This window comes from Micromonospora parastrephiae, from assembly GCF_016802865.1.
In the GTDB taxonomy this organism is placed as follows: Bacteria; Actinomycetota; Actinomycetes; order Mycobacteriales; family Micromonosporaceae; genus Micromonospora; species Micromonospora parastrephiae.
In genome coordinates this window covers 1-18204 of the sequence record NZ_JAEVHM010000118.1, presented here as the reverse complement: position 1 = coordinate 18204, position 18204 = coordinate 1, and the positions used below count along the sequence as shown (strand labels likewise).

9 protein-coding genes, 1 tRNA gene and 2 pseudogenes are annotated in these 18204 nt (G+C 67.4%); 2 read left to right on the top strand and 10 right to left on the bottom strand.

Annotated features, from left to right (window positions below):
• Positions 1 to 178: 178 nt before the first annotated feature.
• The 4 genes from JNW91_RS32545 to JNW91_RS32540 form a co-directional block, all read right to left on the bottom strand.
• A complete protein-coding gene (locus tag JNW91_RS32545; RefSeq protein ID WP_238425411.1) occupies positions 179 to 586 on the bottom strand; it encodes a hypothetical protein in 408 nt (135 codons plus the stop codon).
• Complete coding sequence (locus tag JNW91_RS21050) at positions 586 to 7635, bottom strand: polymorphic toxin-type HINT domain-containing protein (protein ID WP_203177219.1); 7050 nt, start codon at positions 7633 to 7635, stop codon at positions 586 to 588. Before JNW91_RS21050 ends, JNW91_RS32545 begins: the two co-directional genes overlap by 1 nt.
• 141 nt (positions 7636 to 7776) lie before the next feature.
• Positions 7777 to 10884, bottom strand: coding sequence for a LamG-like jellyroll fold domain-containing protein (locus JNW91_RS21045; protein WP_309244437.1), 3108 nt, complete (start codon positions 10882 to 10884; stop codon positions 7777 to 7779).
• Positions 10833 to 11657, bottom strand: coding sequence for a hypothetical protein (locus tag JNW91_RS32540; RefSeq protein WP_238425410.1), 825 nt, complete (start codon positions 11655 to 11657; stop codon positions 10833 to 10835). Before JNW91_RS32540 ends, JNW91_RS21045 begins: the two co-directional genes overlap by 52 nt.
• Positions 11658 to 12671: 1014 nt before the next feature.
• Here JNW91_RS32540 and JNW91_RS21040 point away from each other — a divergent pair.
• Positions 12672 to 12863, top strand: a complete 192-nt coding sequence (locus JNW91_RS21040) for a hypothetical protein (protein ID WP_203177218.1) — start codon at positions 12672 to 12674, stop codon at positions 12861 to 12863.
• Between the two features lie 56 nt (positions 12864 to 12919).
• Here the strand turns inward: JNW91_RS21040 and JNW91_RS21035 are convergent, their stop codons facing one another.
• Complete coding sequence (locus tag JNW91_RS21035) at positions 12920 to 13354, bottom strand: DUF4259 domain-containing protein (protein ID WP_203177217.1); 435 nt, start codon at positions 13352 to 13354, stop codon at positions 12920 to 12922.
• A 107-nt stretch (positions 13355 to 13461) separates the two neighbouring features.
• On the opposite strand from JNW91_RS21035, the pseudogene JNW91_RS34185 reads away from it, so the two are divergent.
• A pseudogene (locus JNW91_RS34185) lies at positions 13462 to 13732 on the top strand (transposase); the annotation flags it as partial.
• Positions 13733 to 14094: 362 nt separating this feature from the next.
• On the opposite strand, the gene JNW91_RS21030 reads toward JNW91_RS34185, so the two are convergent.
• The 5 genes and pseudogenes from JNW91_RS21030 to scpB form a co-directional block, all read right to left on the bottom strand.
• Positions 14095 to 14168: transfer RNA gene (locus JNW91_RS21030), tRNA-Pro, on the bottom strand.
• A 198-nt stretch (positions 14169 to 14366) separates the two neighbouring features.
• The gene (der, locus tag JNW91_RS21025) at positions 14367 to 15773 is read right to left on the bottom strand and encodes a ribosome biogenesis GTPase Der (RefSeq protein WP_238425408.1); all 1407 of its coding nucleotides are present in this window, start codon (positions 15771 to 15773) and stop codon (positions 14367 to 14369) included.
• A complete protein-coding gene (gene cmk, locus JNW91_RS21020) occupies positions 15770 to 16450 on the bottom strand; it encodes a (d)CMP kinase (RefSeq protein WP_203177220.1) in 681 nt (226 codons plus the stop codon). The genes der and cmk overlap by 4 nt, the downstream gene beginning before the upstream one ends.
• Before the next feature lie 192 nt (positions 16451 to 16642).
• On the bottom strand, positions 16643 to 17413 hold the full coding sequence (locus JNW91_RS21015) for a pseudouridine synthase (RefSeq protein WP_203177216.1): 771 nt from the start codon (positions 17411 to 17413) through the stop codon (positions 16643 to 16645).
• Positions 17400 to 18204 (bottom strand): annotated as a pseudogene (gene scpB / locus JNW91_RS21010) (SMC-Scp complex subunit ScpB); the annotation flags it as partial. The pseudogene scpB and the gene JNW91_RS21015, both read right to left, overlap by 14 nt.

Genomic DNA, 18204 nt, shown 5'->3' with positions numbered 1-18204 from the left:
GGCTCGACGCCGTGGCGACCAGGATCGCGCGGCAGGGAGGGGCCATCGATTTACCACTATGCGTCTAACTTCCTGACGGCAACCGTGACGGCGACATGCTCGCACCATGGCACCCTCATCCGCGCTGGACGTCCCGCCCTCACTGTGCGTAGCTGAAGACGGGACCGAACAATTGGCTTCAGGTGAGATCAGGCGCCACAGGTCCTTCGAGGTCAAAAACGGGCACCTGTCGCTCGTCTTCGGGGCGCCACACTGAGAATATCCACTCTCCATAGGGATAATCACTAAGGATTTCGAAGATGCGCCCGGTTCGGGTTCTTAAAATTAGATCGAGCCCAACATCACGCGTCTGCGTGCTTACTTGAACGACCTCATCTCCAATCAGGTCGTAAAGATCTTGACCCTTCGCGACATTCCCCGAAATTGACGGAGACATTGCAGTGATTTCAGTTGCAGAGACACGCCAGTTTGTGTTAACACGTAGGCGCCATTGGTTACCGCTGAGACATACGCCATCGCCATCCGCCTCGACAGCGGCAACCGTGAGCGGGAGGAACGCCCTGATGTCCTCTATCCACGGGAACACTATGGCTCCAACTCAATGTGCGTCCGAGACCGGACATACTGCTTCGGATTCACGCCCCTCGGCGGCTGCACCGGCCTGCCTGTGAATGGACTGACCGGCGCATCGGCGCCGTTCGTGAACGAGGCTCGAAGTCCCGCATTTCCATTTGCCGACGGCTGCATAATGCGGATCCTACTGCCGTCCGGCAGCTGGAAGCCCGTACCTGCCGAACGCGTGGGGAAGGTGCTAAATCCAGCCTCTCCCGCGTCGACCGCCGCCTGCAATCCTGACTCCAGCCGCGAAGCGCCTGTGGGCACTACGGTTCCGCTTGCGTCCGCCACGAACGTGGCACCACCGCAGTTGTGTACGAGGACCGGCTCGTTGCCGGCTATCACATAGTACGTGTGGATGTTGGTAACGCTGAGGTTGTGGACCCGGGCGTTCTGGGTCCAGCGTTGCACGGCCGTGATCTGCACGCGTGTGCCGGCGGAGGTTTGCAGCCATTGCCCGGGTTGCAGGTCGGTGGCGTCGCGCCATTGGCCCCGGTCGGGGACCCAGAACGGGTGATTGTCGGTGGCGATCAGCGTGCCGCTCGCATCTCCGCCGTCCCCGTCGGTGGTGATCTTCACGAGGTTCTTCGTGCCTTGGCCGACGATCGTGGCCGCGACCGTCTCCGGCAGCGTTTGGCCGGTCTCGGGGTCGGTAGCTAGGACGCTATCGCCTACCGCAATCTCTTCGATCGCTTTGGCGGTGCCGTCGGCCAGGACGACCGCGGTGCCGGGCACGAAGCTGTTGACGCATCCTCGAAGGCCGCCCGCGGCACCTCGGCCAGTGCCGCTAACGCTTGACCGCATCGCACCCATCGCCATCTGGCCGCTGGCTCTTAGGCCCATTCCAGAGGTGACGGCGACGCCTCCACCGAAGGCGGCAGCGCCCAAAAGAACAGCCCCGGCGCCAAATGCGGCCCCGAGAAGTCCTTCGCCTATCGCCCCGCCTGCGAGCTGCCAGATGCTTTCGTCTTCGGCGTCGAGTCCGTCGGTGACGAGGGAACTCACAGCACCGCCGACGAAGCCCCCGATCGCGGCACAGCCGACTGCGCCTAACCCCCAGCTGCCGGCGGTGCAGATTCCGCCGACGATGACACCTGCGGCGACGCCGGCGACAAGGCCGACGGTGCCGGCGTGGCGGCACCAGAAGCTAGCGCGGCATTCGCGTTGTTTGCGTTCGGCTTGTTGGCGCACCTGCGCCTGTTGCGCGGCGACTTGATCTTCGACGCTCGGGGGTCGGGTGGACGAGTTGTACGCGACCGTGCCGTACGCGGATTCCATGTTCTGCTGCGAGTGCTTCGACGGTGGTGCGCCGTCCCATTGCGCGTCGAAGGGGTTCAGGCCGGTGGGGTCGCTGGAGGTGATGGGGCTGTTGTTGGCGTAGGAGTAGGCGTTCCACTGCTGCGGGCTGGACAGATCCATGACGGGGTCGACCGAGATGAACCGGCCCAGCGTCTGGTCGTACTGGCGGGCTCCGATGTTGGTCAGGTTGGTGGGGTCGATGTCACCGCCAACGAAGCCCTTGCCGTTGACCCACGTCGTGCTCGCCCCGCGGGGTCCGCCGTAGGGGGTTTGCCACCGGACATCGACCTTCTGCGTGCCGGCGTTGATGGACAGTTGTTGGGTGCCTTGGTGGTCGCTGTAGAGCCAGGTCAGGTCGGTGACCGCTGATCCCGCGGTACGAGAGGCGCAGACGTTGCCGGCGAAGCTGTAGTAACGGGTGCCGGTGATGACGCCGCCTTCACGGCGCAGTTCCTGTCCCGGCAGGTACAGGGTGGTGCCGGTGGTGTCGCGGCGGATGAGTCGGACGCCGTCGGCGTCGTAGATGTTGGTCTCGATGGTGTTGCCGCTGGAGACGACGGTGGCGAGTTTGCCTTCGGCGTCCCAGGTCAGTGTGTGGCTGCCGGCCTTGGAGGCGTCGCAGGTGTTCGCCGTGGCGCCCGAGGGCCGGCAGGTGGTATTACCCGCCTCGTCGTACTCGTACTTGGCGACAACTGCCGGCTGTCCGGGCGCGTCTGTGGTCATCTGGGTGACGGCGTGCGGTCGTACGACGTCTGGGCCGCCGTCCGGGACGACGTAGCTGCGGGTGGTGTCCCCGCTGCTGGTGTGGCTGGTTTCGGTGAGCCGGCTACCGGTGTCGTTGACGGTCCAGTCCTGCCAGTACGGTGCCGGCCCGCCCAGATTGTCGAGGACGGGGTCCACAGCGCAGGAAACCCCGGTCTTCGGAGTCCAGGCGGTCGTCACGCGCCCCAGGGCGTCGTCGCGGAAGCATTGGATGTCGGCTTGGCCGATCTCCGGGGTGTCGGCAATCGACTCGAAGTTGCCGGCTTTTTTGTAGGAGTAGTGGCGGTCCAAGACGGTGCCGGCGGCCGAGGACCGCTCGACGATAGTCCGCTCGATTCGGCGGGTCGCTTCGTCTCGGTAGACGGTGTCTTGGGTGAAGGAGTCGCTGTTTCCGGGGACCTTGTAGATCGAGCCCTTACGCTCGCCGTAGGCGGTGTAGGTGGCGGTCGCCATGGTGTCGGGGATGGGGGAACCGGTAATGCTGGTGTCCAGCCTGATCGGCATTCCGGTGGTGGCGTCGTAGTCGGTGGTCACTTGCTCGGTGACCAGGCCGCCGCCAGACGGGTAGGAGATCGACGTGGGGGCGCCAGTAAAATCGGAGTACCCGTAGCCGAAGGGGTAGGTCGCGTCGAGACCGGTCTCCACAGGCGGGATCACATAGTTGGCGCCACTGGGCTGGTAACGCTCAGTGAAGCCGGTAGCCTGCCATTTGTAGGCGCTCGCCTTACCAGCGGAATCGTATTCGTAGCGGATGCTCTGAGTCAGCTGCCCCTTGAATCCGGGCTTGCCGCTGAAGAGGGTGTCGTACTTCCACTCGGTACGCACTCGTCCGGTTGCTGAATCATCGCGCAGCTGCGTCTTGCGGCCCAGCTGGTCGTAGCCGTACCACAGTGCCTTACCGCGGGCGTCGACGGTCTGTTTCACGGAGTCGTCGTCGTTGAAGGTGCTGGTGGTCGTGCCCTTGTCCGGGTCGGTGGTCCTCCAGGGGCGGCCCTTGGCGTCGTACTCGCTGGTCCACTGGTTTCCGGCGGAGTCGATGTTTCTTGTCGCCTGGCCCTTGCGGTTGAACGCGTACGTCGTCTCGAGGTAGGCGCCGTTGACACCAGCGGGCGTGGTGTGTTGGCGCAGGGCGACGGTTCGGTCCTCGATATCGGTGACCGTCGTGGTGGGGGTGCCACCCTCGGGCGGAGTGACCTTGGTCAGGTCGCCCTCGAAGCTGGTGACGGTGCGCCACTTCTCGACCAGGTTCGTGATGCCGTCGCCGGCCAGGAAGATGCTGTTCGTGGGCCGGGAGGCTTGGTCGAACACGGTCCTGGTTACCGCGGGTAGGGACCAGTCCGGTTCCCACCACAGCGCCCCTGACGGTGCGCCGGGCTCGGCGTGGGCGCCGTAGCTTGCCGCCGCGCGCCCGTACTCGTCGTAGATGGTGTCGGTGACCACCCGGTCGCTGCCGCCGCCCAGCGAGAGCGACTGGGTCTGCCGGGGGCGCATCAACCCGTCGAGGATTTGGTAAGAGGTGATGTATTTGCCGTCCGCGTTCAAGCTTTGCGAGGCGACGTAGGGGTACGTGTCTCGTCCAGCGGCGAAGGTGTAGGTGTACCGCGCCGACGGCGCGTTCGGGTTGGCGGCGCTCGTCCATCCCTGCGTCCATACCTTGGACACGCGTCCGAGCGCGTCGTAGGCCGCCTCGGAGGTCACCTTCCCGTTAGGGTCAGTGCTCTTTGTGGTCGAACCCCAGTATGAACTCGTCGCTGTCGTGGACTTCCAGTTCAATTGGTTCGTGCTGGTGACCTGGGTGATCGGGCCGCCAACGGCCGGGGTGTACTCGGTGGTGGTGACGTTGCCCTTGATGTCGGTCGAGGTTCGTTGCCGGCCCGCGTAGTCGTAGGTGGCTTGCGAGGTGGTTTGCCAGTCCGTCCCGGTGCCGGGAATCCAGTCCTTGAGCTCTTCGGACTTGGTCGGTGATCCGAACGTGGGTGCGGTGTCGACGCTGGTCGCACCGTCGTAGTACGTGCGGGCGTCGGAGATGACGTCGTCGACGCTGGCGGGACTCTTGTCGCAGGCTAGCGCGGTGGTCGTGGTCTGTTTGACGACCCGCGTGAGGTTCTTGCTCAGGTTGCGGTTGTAGGCGTAGGTGATGCAGTTTTCGTCGCCGGTCTTGGGGAATTCACCGTCGTCCTGGGACCACGTCGTCGTGCCGTAGGTGTCGTCGAAGCTGTTCGTGCCGCGCGAGGTACGCCATCCTCGAGAGCCGTCCACGCCCAGCGCGGTCGCGGCGTAGGTCGTCTGCGTGTTGACGAACCGCGCCTCCACCAGGTCACCGTTGATGGTGCGGCTCGCGGTGGGCTTCGACCGCCAGGGCACGTTCACCGTCTTCGAGACTGGCTTGGTGGCGACGCCGTTGTAGACAACCTGCTCCCGGACCTGCCCGGCGAACTGGTCCTCGTCGTAGACGGTTTCCGAGCCCAGCGACGCAGGCACCGTCACGCTACGCGTGCCACCTGAGGGGCTGAGCTTGTCGCCGTGCATCCCGCGCATGAACGTCGTGACAGCCAGCGTCCGCGGACTGCCGTCGTCACCGACGCGCGTGTTGACCTGCGAGTAGCCGCGCCACTGGCCCCACGTCTTGCGGTCCGGCCTGGTCAGACCGTCATCGTCGTCGAAGTGCCACGCCGGGGAGCCCATGTACTCGTACCAGGTGTGCTTGCTCGGCGAGTATCCCTTGGGGATCTGCACGTCGTCCTCGGCCACGTGCTCGACCCGGTACTTGTGCCACCACTCGGTGACCAGCGCTTTGCCCGTCGGGTCGTTCGGGTCCGGCACCTTCACCGGGTAGCAGCGCCACGTGTTGTCGTGCGGCGCCAGGGCGGCCACGATCGCGGCAGTGCACTCGGGTTTCGAATAGTCGACTTTGATGCGGGCGCCGGTCTCGGTGACGATGCTGGACAGCCGCAACCAGTTGTCAGTGGCGCCGTGCTCGGTCAAGACCCGATTCGCCAGCGACTCCGCACCGAACGTCACCGGCGGCAGGTTGATGGCGGCGCCAACCAGACCCGCGTGGTCGATCCGGTCCAGCCACAGTCCCCCGTGCGTGGAATCAGCCGTCGCCGAGAACGTGTGCGACAGGGTCCACGACTCAACCGGCTGCCAGTCCGGGGTTGACCTGGTGGTATCCCACACCTGAGTGGTGACGGTCTTCAACCGCTTGGCGGTCCAGAACGTCGGCGAGTACTGCTGGGAGCAGGAGGTAGCCGATGCCTTGCACTCCTGGTCCCACGGGGTGTCTTCCCAATTCGCCTCCACCGGGGCGGCCTCGGTGCCACAGCTGGTGAAGCAGCGCATGTCCGTCTCAAACAGGACCTGCGCGTACGGGGCGGTGCTGCGCTCGGTGACACCGTGCGTCGCGCTCGTTCGGTCGTACGTGCCGTAGTCGATGCGCTTCAGGTAACCAGCCCGGTCGTAGGTCACGTCATCGGCGTCGGTGAAGTTACGCGCGTACTTGTTGGTCTCCTTGCCGTACCAGAACGACATGGTGTTACCGCGCACGTCGACGACGTAGTCGAGGTTCCACCGCCACGCCTGCACACAGTCCGACCCGGCGAAAGTGCTCTTGTGACACGGCTCGCCCGTGTGGTTACCGAACACCGGCACCGTCAGGGTGGAATCCGTTGCCGTCGTCTGGCCCGGCAGGTTGTGCAGACCGAAGAAGTACTGGGTGCCATCGGTGGTGGTCACCTTCCAGTACTCACCGACGTCACCGTAGGTCGGGTCACCGGTATCGCCGTTGCCCGCGCCCGTCAGCTTCTCGATCTTCGAGCCGTCCTCGCCGCGGGAATGCCAACCCTTACCGACCTGGTAAATCAACTCACCGCCGTGGCCATTGAGGCTCAAGGTCGCGTTGTCCGAACGCCAACACTGGTCACCGCTGCTCTCGGTGTTGTTCGCCCCGTTCTTCAGGTCGTCAGCGCAGGGCACATACCGCCGCTCGACATAGCCGGACGAGTAGTCGAAGCCCTCACCGATCCACGACGGCTGGTTGTTCGTCACCTCCGAGCGGCCATCCACGGCAGACGAGGAGTAGCTCAACGCGATCGACGGCGCCGGACCGGTCGCCGGAGGCATGCGCAACGGGTAGTTCCACGAGAAGTCGCCAGCGCTGCCGCCACTCGACCAGGTGGACGAGGGAGCCAGGCTGGTCGCGCTGAAGTCACCGTCGGACCCTGCGGCTCCGGCGGCCAGCATTAGGAACGAGCCGGACGCCCCAGACCCAGACGTGACGCCGACCTCGGCGGTCGCGATCCCCGCGGCGGTGTCGTTGGAGGTGCGCAGCGGCACCGACCGGCAGCTCGGGCTGGCGGGATTGGTCAAGGCGCATTCGGGGACCTGCCACAACCGCAGGCGCGACGCCCAGGACCCGCCGGCCGCGTGCCGGAAGGAGTCGTAGTTGACCGAGACCTTCGCCACGCCGGTCGGCGCGCCCGGCGGGGCGGTCAGCTGCATCATCAGGCCGTCGCGCCAGGCCTGCGGGAGGGTAGCCCGGTCCACGATCTTCACGTCGAGTTGGGCGAGCGGCTCGCCTGCCTTGCCGGTACCGCGGTCGACCCAGACCGGCAGCGCGCCAGCTTGGACACCGCGGCCGCTGGCCGTGCGGGCTGAGGCTGTCGGGAGGTCGACCCGTGCGGCTGCGGAAGCAGGCCACTTAGGCGCTGGCGTGGGGGCGGGGGCGACCCTGCTCTGCTGCCAGGCCTTGCCTCTGGCCACCGGGCCGCCGTCACGGTCCAGCTTCTCCGCAGGCGGCTTTGACGGCTGCCGAGGTGCCGCCGCCTGCGCCGGCACGTAAGGCGCCAGGGACAGCACCAGCGACGCGACCAACGACCCGACCAGCGTCAACCGCCGGCCGCTCGTACCGAGTTGACTCCGGCGCACCCGCCGTAGGCCGCGCACAGACCGTGCCGACATGAGCTGTTCCTCTCCAACAACCACGACAAAGCTTGGGGGAATTCGAAAAAGGCGACCCGGTCGTTGCCAGACCACGGACCTCGATCTCGCCTGCTCGGCCCCGGCGAGCACGGGCCGAGCAGCAGGTGGCCTACCGGCGGGTCACCGGCGCCAGATGACCGCGCCGCCAGGGTCGACGAGCATCAGGTCACCGTTGTCGCGCAGCACCAGTTGGTTCGCGGCCGTGCCCGCGGTATTGGTCGCCCACAACGGTGTGCCATCACCGCGGTAAACCACGAGGTTGCCGTCGATGTGCAGGGTGGCGTAGGCGCCGGGATTGTTCCAGGTGCTGGTGTCCCAGATGGGGAAGCCGGCTTGGCTGAGGACCAGGTTGCCGTCGTCCTGCATCAGCAGCTGGTAGTTAGCGACATCCGAGCGCAGATACTGGCCAGCGGTAAGGATCTCCCCCTCAGCCAGGGTGTTCGTGCCAGGGGTTCCCGGGACTTGCGCGTTGTACCAGTCGAACATCGCGGTGTCGGTCATCGCGCCCTGAAACACCGCGACGTTATCGATGCCGCCAACCCACTGATCCACGACCTGGTCGTTCCACAACGTGCGGCCCACCAACAACGGTCCGCTCGACGCCATCGGCGTGAAGGCAAGAGGCTGGGTGCTTTCCAGGACACCGTTGACGTAGAGGCGCATCTCGCTGCGGCCCGCGTCATACACACCGGCCAGGTGCGTCCAGACACCAACGGCTGCCGGGTTCTGGGACTGCACCGTCATCATGGGCGTGGTTGGGGTGTCCTCGTCGCTGACGGCGAACAGCCACTTGCCAGTATCGGACTGGAACTTCAACCAGGCGGCACTCTGATGCGCACCTCGCTGGGACACCGCGGTGCGCATGCCCTCGGCGTCTGCCACCACCCAGGCCGACATGGTGAACGAGTCATCGGTGCGCAGCACCGGCTTCTCCTGCCACACGTTCAGCTCGTTACCGTCGCCATCGGTAGTCGGCGCGAGCTTGATGGCGGAGCGCCCGTACTCCTCCGTGATCTCGTTGTTGCCGTCGTCCGGGAAGTACAGATGGTCGAGCCACAAACCCTGCCCACCGCCATATCCGGCAGCAACATCAGCGCCCTTGGTCAGCGCCAGCCACCGGTCCCACAGAGTCACCGAATCACGGGCCTGGCAGGTGTCCCTCCAGTCAGACATGTAACACGGCTGGGCGAACTCGAAGTCCCAATCACCGACCTGTACCGGCGACAGGATTCCGGCCTCGTTGAAGCCACTCGACCCGGGATCGGTCGCGAGTTGACCGGTAAAGTCCTGCGCCACGAGCACGCGGTCAAAGACCTGAACGTCGGCCACGCCTCCGGTGAAGAAGTTGCCCGACACACCAGATCCGGTGGCCCAGTCACGGCCCACGTGGAAGGGGCCTCGGGCATTCCACGCCGCCGTCCACGGTGTGGACGCGACCGGGGATCCGTCGATGAACAGGGTCAGGGTGCGAGCGGCCTCGTCGTAGGAGAACGCGACATGTCTCCACCGATTGACATCATCGGCGGTGATCGCGGTCGGCGACGTCAACGAGGTCCACTCGGAGCCGGCGCAGTCGCCGTTGCGGGTTGTCACGTTCCACTTCGGGCCGCCACTCTGCACGATGCCGAAAAAGAACCCGAAGGTGCACTCGCCGCTTTGCGTCGCGATGGCCATGTTGTACGTCGGCACGCTGGTCAGGCGGACCCACGTCGCGACGCTGTACGACCTCGACGTGTCGATTACCGGCGCGGACGTCGACAGGAACGCATCAGTTCGGTCGAGGGTGGCGGTCTGCCCGTCGACAATCCGGAGGTCATTCGACCAGGTGACGTTGCTCGGGATCAGCGGGGAGTTGACCGGCTCCGGCTTGCCGTCAGCCAACGCCGCGGCCTGACTCATACCCGGATACGTCTCCAGGCCCCACTTCGCCACAGGCCCGGACGGGTGCCGGACGGTGAACTCGACCGATCCGTTGCCCTCGTTCAAGGTCGCGTCGATGGCCTTCACGAACAACACGTTGCGCCCGAAGCTCATCGCGGTCAGGTCGACCTCGGCGTACTTCGGGCTGCTGCCCTGAGCCGCCACCTCTTTCGTCGCGGCGTCCCAGCCGTACTGGAACTTCGTCACGTCGGTGTCAGTGGACTCGATACGCACCCGGCCCCTCAGGCCCGGCCCCGCTGGCACCGTCACCATCCGCGCCGTCACCGCGGGCACCGAGGTATCCACGACGAGCACGCACCACCCCGACCACGGGCCGGTCAACGAGTACGGCTCCTTGTCCGTGCCCCTGGCGCGGAACGCGTACGCGTGCGCCGTGCTGCCGACGGATACCGCGGCGCTGGTCGTCCGGGAGTTCGGGGTGATACCACTCTTGTTCGGCGGCGGGGACTTGCGCGCCGGGTAGGTGTCCGTCACGGCGCCGATACCGCCGCCCGGCACCTCGATCCACTCGAACGACGCCGTCAACGAGTCCGCGGGGTCAGCGTCGGGGAACACCGCCGAGAAGGTCGGACTCAACGTACCGATGGTCACCACACCCCCGCTCGGGCAGGCCACCCCAGCGGCCTGCAGCCCGTTGGGCGCCCCTGGCTTGGTGTCGTAATCAACGATCAGCATGGCGTCGGCCGGATAGAACTTCTTCCACCGATCCTCGGTCGACTCACCCGATCCGTTCGCGGCGCGGGCCGTGAACCCCACCGGGAAGGAGTTCCAGTTGCCCGTCGCGGCGGCCTGCATCTGCTTCGTCACCTCGCCGCCCGAAAAGTTCATGATCATGTCAGGCTGAGTCGACCCACAACCCCCGGCCTCGTTCGCGTGACCCGACGCGTCATCCAGAAAGCCCTTCAAGGTCATTTTTGACCAGGTGGCCTTCATCGTCGCGTTGATCGACGGCGTCAGGTACATCGAGGCGACGGTGTTGCTGCAGGACGCGGAGTGGTCCAGCTTCATCTGCACGTACGCCGACTGGATGTGCTTGCCCTTGAGCGACACACCGTTCGCGGTCGTTGAGAACTCGAAGAACGACCGATACAACGCGCCCGTGTCCGGGTTCAGGCCGACCCGCGCAGAGGAGTAGTCCGTGTTCGTGGAGCCGTTGTCGGTGGCGTAGGCCCACTTGGCTTTGTAGACCGACCAGGCCGGATCGACGAACATCGGAAACACCGCGCTCGTCGAGGTCAACAACTCCTCGTCGGGGCGCAGCACCAGATGCCCACCGGACAACTCCACCGCGACCGGCGCGACCTGCGCCGCGTCGCCGCAGCCTCAGCCGTCGAGGCCGACCGCTGCTCGGACGCCCGCAACGGCGCCGACTTCCCCGCACCAGGATCAACGCGCGAGTCCCACATGACCGCCGGCTCCGACGAGGCGATCACGCTCCGACCGACCGCGGCCTGCAGCCGCCCGTCCGGACCGAGACTCACCTGGGGGTCACCTCCGAGCCCGAACCGGATCTCGCGCAGCGCCGGGTTCGCCGCGGCCGCAGCCGACTTGATGACCAACGCGTGGGTGAACCCGGTCGCAGTGGCCCGCACCACCAGATCCACACCGGCCAACACCTCCGGGTAGGTGGCCGAGTCACCCGACACGCTCGGCGTCGGCAAGGCCCCACCAGGCCACGACAAGGTCATCGTCTTGCCATCACGGCGAAGCGTCACCAGCGGCGCAGCGCCACCACCGGAGAAGGCCACATCGGCGACAGCCGCCGACGGCCGCCAAGTGCCATCTTCCGCACGGGCAAGACCCAGATCAACATCGGTCCACGTGCCGGCTTTGCGGGTGCGTTGCGGAACGACTGAGGCCTCAAACCGAAGCCTCCCATCCGGCTGCGCCGTCACCTGCGTGAGTTCTGTTCGCGAGCTGTCCACCACCACCGGCTGACCACAGGAGGCGGCTAGCGCCAAGGCTTCGGCGTCAGAGCCGGCCACCCCCACGCAGACCGGGGCGGCAGCAGCAGCGGCACGGCCCGGATCGGGCACCGCAACCGCGGTCACGGCCGTCAACGCCGCCACCCACACAGCCAGCCCACGACGCCGCCGACGGTCCACGTCACACCCAATCGATCAAGGAACAGTGGGCCGGACCATAGCTAGCCGCTCACTGGTTCCGCAGCCCTCTCGGAGCGGTCACCGACGAAGCTGCATCACCCGAGACCACCGCGTATGCATTAACATCGATTGAATAGTGGCCGTGGGCTGACCGCATCACCCACCGTGATCAACATGCGGATCGAAGTGACCTAAGCCACAGAACCGTGAGCAGAGGTCCACTCGGTCGCCGAAGATCCCAAAGATCGCTTTAGCCCTTCATCGGCTGAGTGGCTGTCTATTGTCATAGTCGACAGCGAGCACGCTCCTCGCCGGCCCACCCTCCTCTCGGGGGCTCTTCGTCGGCTGGCGCTGACCGTCAATCCCGCACCACGTCAGGTCCCCATCCGATGCGCGGCGCCGCCGCCCGTGCTGGCACGACCAGGCCGATGAGCCAAGGACGACGACTCACCAGACGCGTGCTACCCACGGCGCGGCGAGAACAGAGCGGCCGGACGGCGCAATCACGCTGCCGATTGGAGCGCCGAAGATGCCCCGAGCCGACGAGCCACGTCGCGCGCATTGCGTGTGGATTCGAGGTCCCCGATGGCCGATCCCGCACACCCACGGCGGTCGGGGCGGTGTCGAAGAAGGCTCGCACTGAGCGGTGCAATCGCAACTTTCGGCCAGTTGCTGACGCGCTCCGTGTCGCACCGACCGTGATTCTCGGCTGTCGCATCGGCTCCGCCCAGGCCCGGCGGCGTTCGCCGCCCGACTCTGCGAGGTGGTCACGGGAGACGGGGACACGTCCAAGATCACGATTGGGAGTCGGGTCCGAGCGGGCCGTTGACCCTTCGGCGCATCTCGCGTCTGCTGTGCGCGGGGCACGGCGCCCGGATCGGGGGAACGACAATGGAATCCACGGCACCGGGACCAACACCCGTTACGCCGCCGGGACCACACCGACGCCGGCGATGGCTTGCGGTCGCGGTGGCCGGAGTGCTGATCGGCGGCGCCGCCGGAGTGACGCTCTGGCGGACGAACGCCACCCGGTCACCGGCATCCGCCGAGGTCGCCGCACCGGTCTCGGCGCAGGGACTGCTGACCGGACTACCGAGCCGGCTGGTGCCGCCACCCGCTCCGACCGCCCTGCCCACCGACCATCGCCGGAAACATCGTTAGCGAGACAGCCCCGCCGCCGATCGCGATCTTCGGTCGACCTGGTGTGTCTGGTGGTCTTACGAGTGCGCTGCTGCTTGGAGGATGGCGGTGAGACCGTCGATGGTTTGCCGCGCCTCGGCCTGGTCGATCTCGGTCGTCCATCCTTGATGCCAGGGTCCGCCGGGACCGGCCACGAAGTGCAGCGCTTCGAGTGCGGACGTGGCAAGGTCCGGCGCTGGCTCGGGCAGGATCACTGCGCTTGATTCGTCGGACACTTGCATAAGGCGGTGCTGTAGGTGCTCGCCGCCGGGCAGGGTAGTGGCCACGAGGGCTGCCGCCGCGACTACTTGGTCGGGGAAGTACTCCCGCCAGAGGAGGTCGCGGTTGGCAAGGACGTAGCCGAGCATGTGCCGTAATGCCTCGGCGCGCTGTTGTAGCGGTCGCTCGGCGAGTTCGTCAAGGAAGTCCAGCGCGCCGTCACTGCTGAACGGCCCGGTTCCAAACGTGCCCATATCGCCCTCGCCTCGATAAACCACCGCCGATCATCAACGGCTATGGACCTAACGGAGATCGTGCGGCCGAGCGCCACAGCGTAAACCCTGACCGGTGGCAGCGGATTCTGGCCGAGGTACTCGACTCGTTCGGCAGGCCGGTCTGGGCGGGTGGAGCCTCGTCGCACGGCGGCGGCGTTCGTGACGGGCCTGCTGTCCGATCTTGAGGTGAAGACGTGCTGGCAGTTAGCCGAGCAGGCTGGACACGCCCGGCCGGACGCGATGCAGCGGCTGCTATTCGGGGCGGTGTGAGACGCCGACGCTGTCCGTGACGACCTGCGGCAGTTGATCGCCCACCGGTTCGGTGACCCGGACGCGGTCCTGATCCCGGACGAGACCCGGGTCCCGGGGAGCACCCGCAGCGCCCCATCCTTGGCCCACCGGGCGATGAGAACCGCCGCAGCGGCGCCGACAAGACCTCATAGTTCGTGCTTATCAACCGCCGCTGGGTGGTGGAGCGAGCGGCGCAGCGGGATCATGCCCTGATGTCCAAAATCGCCTGCCGTTAAAAGGTCCAGCAGCGACCACACCACGCTCACGCAGTACGCCTACCAGGCGATTCACAGCCGGGGGCAACCAATATCGGCTCGCAAATCACCCGAGTTAAGGGTTCCAGCAGCGCCTCATACGCCACTGCATCGAGCCCGAGCAATGGACTGAGGGTTTCCGCAAGTCGCTGACCTGCGGAAACCCTCCCACTGTCGGGACGGCCGGATTCGAACCGACGACCCCTTGACCCCCAGTCAAGTGCGCTACCAAGCTGCGCCACGTCCCGCCCTCGCGTGGTCTCCCCCGCGACAGCCGGTACAGCTTAGCGCAGCAGCCCCGGCTCGTCCGCACAGGCCCCACCCGGGACGCGTCCGGTTCGAACCACCGCACAACCCCTAGAGCGTCCTAGGAGGGTGGGGTGGGAAATGCCGGATGGGCCACCGAGCACCCATCCGGCATTGTCCGGAGAACAGGCCGGTACGGCTCAGCCGTGTGCCTTGCCTCGGCCGCCGGGGCCGAGCTTCTTGCGCGGGCGGACCGAGATCTCGATGGGGCTGCCCTCGTACCCGAACTCCTCGCGGAGCTTGCGCTCGACGAAGCGTTGGTAGCCGGCGTCGAGTGGGCCGGTGGTGAAGAGCACGAACCGCGGCGGCGCCACCCCGGCCTGGGTGGCGAACAGGATCCGCGGTGCCCGCCCGCCGCGCACCGGGTGCGGGGTGGCCTGCACGAGCGCCGTCAGCCACTGGTTGAGCTGTGCCGTCGGCACCCGGGTTTCCCAGCTGGCCAGGGCCTTGTTGAGGGCCGGGGCCAGCTTGTCCACCGCGCGGCCGGTCATCGCCGACAGGTTCAACCGGATCGCCCAGGGGATGCGGCGCAGCTCCCGGTCGATCTCCTTGTCCAGGTAGTAGCGGCGGTCCGCGTCGACCAGGTCCCACTTGTTGAACGCGATGACCAGCGCCCGGCCGGCCTCGGTCACCATCGACAAGATCCGCTGGTCCTGCTCGCTGATCGGCTCGCTGGAGTCCAGGAGCACCACGGCCACCTCGGCGGCCTCGATCGCGCCGGCGGTGCGCAGGCTGGCGTAGTACTCGGTGCCGCTGGCCTTGCCGACCCGCTTGCGCAGCCCGGCCGTGTCAACCAACTGCCAGGTCTGACCGCCGATGTCGACCAGGCTGTCGACCGGGTCCACAGTGGTGCCGGCGACCGAGTCGACGACTGCCCGCTCCTCGCCGGAGAACCGGTTGAGCAGGCTGGACTTGCCCACGTTCGGCCGGCCGACCAGCGCCACCCGGCGTGGCCCGCGCGGACGGTTCTCGACAATCGCCGGGGCCTCCGGCAGCGCCGCGAGGATGGCGTCCAGCAGGTCGCCGGAGCCGCGCCCGTGCAGCGCGGACACCGGGAACGGCTCGCCGAGGCCGAGCGACCACAGCGAGGTGGCCTCCATCTCGATGGAGGTGTTGTCGGCCTTGTTCGCCACCAGGATCACCGGCTTGGCGCTGCGCCGCAGCATCTTCACCGCGGCCTCGTCCACGTCGGTGGAGCCGACCATCGCGTCGACCACGAAGAGCACCACGTCGGCGGTCACGACCGCCGTCTCGGCCTGCGCCGCGATGGCCGCGGCCCGATCCTTCGCATCCGGTTCCCAGCCGCCGGTGTCCACCACGGTGAACGACCGGCCGTTCCACTGCGCGTCGTACGGCACCCGGTCCCGGGTCACCCCGGGGACGTCCTCGACGACCGCCTGCCGACGGCCGATGATCCGGTTGACCAGTGTGGACTTGCCCACGTTGGGACGGCCGACCACGGCCACCACCGGCTGCGGGCCGGTCGGCTCCTCGAGGGTGACGTCGGGCTCACGCAGCTCGATCCACCCACCACCGTCGCTACTCATGCCACACCCCGCTCGGTGAGGAGGTCACGCAGCCGCGCCACGACCTCGTCGATGCCCAGCTCGGTGGTGTCCAGCACGACCGCGTCCGGCGCCTGGGCCAGTGGGTTGATCTTGCGGGTCGAGTCGAGCCGGTCCCGGCGGGCCAGGTCGGCGGCCGTGGCCGCCACGTCGGCGGCGTCCTCGGCGCTGCGTCGGGCCGCGCGGGCCGCCTCGGAGGCGGTCAGGAAGACCTTCAGGTCGGCGTCCGGCGCCACGACCGAGCCGATGTCACGGCCCTCGACGACCATCCGGACCGCGTTGACGATCATCTCGCGCTGTCGGGCGACCAGCAGCTCGCGGACGGCCGGCACCGCGGCGACGGCGGAGACCGCCCCGGTCACCTCGGGGCCACGGATGTCCGCGTCCACGCTCACGCCGTCGACGGTCACCGCGTATCCCTGCGGGTCGGTGCCGATGCGCAGGTCCACCTCGCCGGCGACCTTCGCCACCGAGGCGGAGTCGGTGAGATCCACGCCGGAACGCAGAACGGCCCACGTGATCGCCCGGTACATGGCCCCGGTGTCCAGGTAGCGCGCACCGATGCCGGCGGCGAGACACCGCGAGACGGTGGACTTACCCGAACCGGACGGCCCATCCACAGCGACCACACATCGCCCGGTCCGTACGTTTTCCTCCACCGTGTCCTCCTCAGCCCGTACCTCACGGATCGCCCGGTGCTGGCGCCGCAAGCGGTTGTCCATCGTCATCAATCATGCCCGGGGTCCGTGCCGGACCCGCGCGCGACGCCGCCGGAGGCGACCCACGCCACCCGAGCGGCCGCGCCCGGCCGTCACGGAGCCTACCGGCAGCCGTACCCGGATCCCGTGGGCTCAGTCACCCACCGCTTGGAACAGGGCGGCGACCTCGGCGTTGGTGAGCCGCCGGATCCGCCCCGTCCGCAGGTCACCCAATCGGATGGGCCCGATCGCGGTACGCACCAGCCGGGTGACCGGGTGCCCGACCTCGTCCATCAGCCGCCGGACGATGTGCTTGCGGCCCTCGTGCAGGCTCAGCTCCACCTGGGCGGTTTTACCCAGGGTGTCCACCACCTTGAACGAGTCGACCTTGACCGGCCCGTCCTCCAGCTCCACGCCGGCCAACAGCCGCTTGCTCAGGTTGCGCGGGATCGGCCCGACCACCTCCGCGAGGTAGGTCTTCAGCACCTCGTACGAGGGATGCATGAGCTTGTGGGCGAGGGTGCCGTCGTTGGTGAGCAGCAGCAGGCCCTCGCTGTCCGCATCGAGCCGCCCGACGTGGTAGACCCGCTGCTCCACCCGGTTGCCGATGAACTCGGCCAGCTCGTTGCGTCCCTTGTCGTCCGCCATGGTGGTGACCACCCCGCGCGGCTTGTTCATCGCCACGTAGACCAGGCGAACGTCGACCTGGAGGCGTTCCCCGTCCACGTGGATCACGGCGGTCGCCGGGTCGACCTTGTCGCCGAGCTTGGCGACCCGCCCGTCCACGGTGACGCGGCGCCGGAAGATCAGGTCCTCGCAGGCACGCCGGGAACCCACGCCGGCGGCGGCGAGCACCTTCTGCAGGCGCTCCGCCCCCTCGTAGACGGGGGCGTCGGGTTTCGGGGAACGGTTATCGGGTCGCATCGGCAAGCTCTTCTACGTCGTCGGGCAGGAAAGGGGCGAGCGGTGGCAGTTCGTCGACGGTGTTCAGCCCGAGCTTCTCCAGGAACAGCGTGGTGGTCCGGTAGAGGAACGCCCCGCTGTCCGTTTCGGTGCCGCACTCCTCGACCAGGCCGCGGGTCACCAGCGTACGGATGACCCCGTCGCAGTTCACACCCCGGATGGCCGAGATGCGCGAACGCGTCACGGGCTGCTTGTAAGCGACCACGGCGAGGGTTTCCAACGCCGCCTGGGTCAGCCGGACCGACTGCCCGTCCAACACGAACCGCTCGACGTACGTAGCGTATTCCGGCCGGTGTACAGCCGCCAACCGCCGGCCGCCCGGCGCAGCTCGAACCCGTGCCCGGCGGCCGTGTAGCCGGCGGCGATCTCGTCGAGCATCGGACCGATCCGCTCGGCCGGCTGTTCCAGCACCTGGGCCAGGACCAGCTCGCTGACCGGCTCGTCCACCACCAGCAAGATCGCCTCCAGCGCGCGCGCAGCTCGGCGTCGGACAACTCCGGCGCCGGCTCCGGCGCGGCCGTCACCCGCCGCCGCCCCGCCACTGCCGCCGGGGTACGTCCCCAGCGGAGCCCGACTCCCCCGCCGAGCCCTCCCCGGCCGCACCCGCGCCTGGCGCGACCGCGCCGTGCTCAACCGAGATCTCGGAAAATTCCGGGCCCCGGAGGGGCGGTTCCCCGCCAAGATGCTCCGGCTCCGGCTCCGGCTCCGGCTCCGGCTCCGGCTCGACGGTGGCCGACTCGTCCGGACGGGAC